2 protein-coding genes are annotated in these 2,616 nt (G+C 63.7%); both read right to left on the reverse strand.

Features of this window, described 5'->3' with window-relative positions; genetic code table 11:
• Positions 1-1,007 (reverse strand): glucose-1-phosphate thymidylyltransferase (locus tag VJ307_09630; protein HJX74403.1); only part of this gene is annotated, 1,007 nt, incomplete at its 3' end.
• Between the two features lie 167 nt (positions 1,008-1,174).
• Positions 1,175-2,533, reverse strand: coding sequence for a UDP-glucose/GDP-mannose dehydrogenase family protein (locus VJ307_09635; protein HJX74404.1), 1,359 nt, complete (start codon positions 2,531-2,533; stop codon positions 1,175-1,177).
• Positions 2,534-2,616: the final 83 nt, after the last annotated feature.

The raw sequence follows: 2,616 nt of genomic DNA on the forward strand, positions 1-2,616 counted from the left end.
CCGTCCCCTTTGCGGATCGCCACGCTGCGGCCGAGCAGCGAGTCGATGATCCGTGCGCCCGCGCCCTCGATCGTGCACCCCTCCAGGACGATGCTGTGCTCGATTTCGACGTCCCGCAACGTGCAACCGCCCGCGATCGAGGTGAACGGCCCCACATAGGAATTCTCGATCCTGGTCCCCGCCCCCACCACTGCCGGCCCGCGGATCACGCTGTTCACCACGACCACGTCGTCGGCGAGGGCCACCTTGAACTCGACGCGGCTTTTCTCGTCGATCCGGCCGTTCAATCTCTCCTCGATCCCGTCGAGGACCATCCGGTTCGCCTCCAGGATGTCCTCGAGCTTCCCCGTGTCCTTCCACCAGCCGGTGACCAGGTGCGGGCGCACCGTGTAACCGTTGCTCACCAGCCATTGGATCGCGTCGGTGATCTCCAGCTCTCCCCGGAAGGAGGGCTTGATCTCCTTGACCGCCTTGAACACGTTCGCGTCGAAAAGGTAAACGCCGACGAGCGCCAGGTCGGAGACGAACTCCTTCGGCTTTTCCACGAGGCGGGCGACCTTGCCGTCGCGCAGCTCCACCACGCCGAACTGGGCGGGGTTCTTCACCCGCGTCAGGAGGATCTGGCAGTTGGTCGGACTGGACCGGTACTCCTCGACGATCGAGGCGACCCCGTCGCGCAGGAGGTTGTCGCCCAGGACCATGATGAACGGGTCGTCTTTTATAAATCGCTCCGAAACCATCACCGCGTGGGCCAGCCCGCCGGGGCGGTCCTGTTCGATGTAGGTCGCCCGGATGCCGAACGCGCTCCCGTCGCCCACGGCCTGCCGGATCTCCTCCTTCGTCTCCCCCACGACGATCCCGACGTCGGTCACGCCCGCCTCGGCCAGCTGCTCGAGACAGTAGAAAAGGACCGGTTTGTTGGCGATGGGAAGGAGCTGTTTGGCGCTCGTGAAGGTGATCGGACGCAGGCGCGTCCCCTTCCCCCCGCTTAAGACCAGTCCCTTCATCTCCCCCTCCATCAAGAATGTAACTTTGCACCCCGGGGACGTTCATGAACTTTTCCCCCGGACCGAATCGTGGCGGTCTCGTCCTGCCTCCTAACTCAGCGAAAAAACTCCCCGTTCCCGGCCGAGTTCTTAGGAATTCCCCATTACTTGGGTCCTCATGAACGTCCCTATACTTTGCGTCCCTGTTCTTGGGGGGACTCGAGGGATTTGCGGCCGATCGAGTGGTAGAGGAAGCCGCGTTCCCGGATCTTCGCGGGGTCGTAGATGTTGCGCCCGTCGAAGATCACCGGCTGCCGCATCAGGCTCTTCATCAGCTTGAAATCGGGCTTGCGGAACTCGTTCCACTCGGTGACGACGATCAGCGCGTCCGCCCCCTGGAGCGCCCCGTAGGACGACTCGGCGTACTCGAGCCGGTCGCCGTATCTCGCCTTGACGTTCTTCATCGCCTCGGGGTCGAACACCACGACGGACGCCTTCGCCTTCAGCAGCTCGTCCACGATGTAAAAAACCGGTGCCTCGCGGACGTCATCGGTGTTCGGCTTGAACGCCAGCCCCCAGATCGCCACCCGCAGCCCCTCGAGCTTCCCCTGGAAGTGCCGCTCCACCTTCCGGTAGAAGTGCCTGCGCTGCTCCTGGTTGATCTCCTCCACCGACTGCAAAATGGTGAGCGGCGCCCCCGCGTCGTGCGCGGTTTTCAGAAGCGCCTTCACGTCCTTGGGCAGGCACGAGCCGCCATACCCAAGCCCCGGGAAGAGGTACGTCCGGCCGATCCGCGAGTCGGACCCGATCCCGTCCCGCACCTTCTCCACGTCGGCCCCGACGGTGTCGCAGAAATTCGCCAGGTCGTTCATGTAGGAGATCTTCATCGCCAGGAAGGCGTTCGCCGCGTACTTGGTCACCTCGGCGCTTTTCTCGTCCATCACGATGACGGGGCTGCCGGCGGGGAGGAACGGCTCGTACAGGTCCGTGAGCAGGGCGATCGCCTGCTCGCTCCGGGAGCCGATCACCACGCGCTCGGGGCGCAGGAAATCCTCGACCGCATACCCTTCCCGGAGGAACTCCGGGTTGGAGACCACGTCGAACTCGAACTTTCCGTCCAGGTGCTTCCGGATCGCCGCGTCGACCTTCTCGCTGGTCCCCACAGGGACCGTGCTCTTGTCGACGATCACCTTGTACCCGGCGCCGGGGTTGCGCGCCAGGATCTTCCCGATCTCGTCGGCGACGCCCAAAATATATTGGAGGTCCGCGGAGCCGTCCTCGCCGGGGGGCGTCGGCAGGCACAGGAACACGACCGGGGACTTGAGCACCGCGCTCTCCAGGTTCCCCGAGAACTCGATCCGCTCCTTCTTCAGGTTCCTTAAGAAAATGTCCTCGAGCCCCGGCTCGTAGATCGTGATCTCGCCGGAGGAGAGCTTCTCCACCACCTCCGGGTTGTTGTCGACGCAGAAGACCTTGTTGCCCCGCTCGGCCAGGCACACCCCCGTCACCAGCCCGACGTACCCGGCCCCGACTACGCCCACGTTCATTGGTTGGCCTCCCCGCCCCTTTTCATCGGCAAATGCCTTGAATTACTTCGATTCCCAAATCGGTTTATGATAGCAAATACCCC

It is taken from the genome of Candidatus Deferrimicrobiaceae bacterium (assembly GCA_035256765.1).
Taxonomy (GTDB): Bacteria; Desulfobacterota; Deferrimicrobia; order Deferrimicrobiales; family Deferrimicrobiaceae; genus CSP1-8.